The organism is Streptomyces regalis, from assembly GCF_001509475.1.
Classification (GTDB): domain Bacteria; phylum Actinomycetota; class Actinomycetes; order Streptomycetales; family Streptomycetaceae; genus Streptomyces; species Streptomyces regalis.
Window position 1 is genome coordinate 1 of record NZ_LLZG01000304.1, and the last position, 301, is coordinate 301.

At 78.4% G+C, this 301-nt stretch carries 1 protein-coding gene; it reads left to right on the forward strand.

What is annotated here, in order from left to right; all coding sequences use genetic code 11:
- Positions 1 to 72: 72 nt before the first annotated feature.
- On the forward strand, positions 73 to 301 hold a 229-nt coding region (locus ADL12_RS27325; protein WP_244188069.1), incomplete at its 3' end, for a DUF6083 domain-containing protein.

Consider the following 301-nt stretch of genomic DNA (forward strand, 5'->3'; position numbering starts at 1 on the left):
CCTGGGCCAGCCGCGGGACCCCCCTATCCACACGATCCCCCCCCCCCCGTTTCCCCTGGCACGGTCCCCGCCATGCGCCCCACCCCCTCCACCTCGGGCGGCCACTGGGACGGCAGCCCCGGCATCACCCGACGCCCCCGCCCCCTGCGCGGGGCCCCCACCAGCCCCAGCCGCCTGCTGCGCGCCGGCCACAGCAGCCGCTGCCGCAACTGCGGCCACCGCATCGGCCTCTACCCGCGCACCGACCAGCGGCCCATCGCCCTGCATCCCGCCGAACTGGCCACCGCCCACGTCCCGGAAC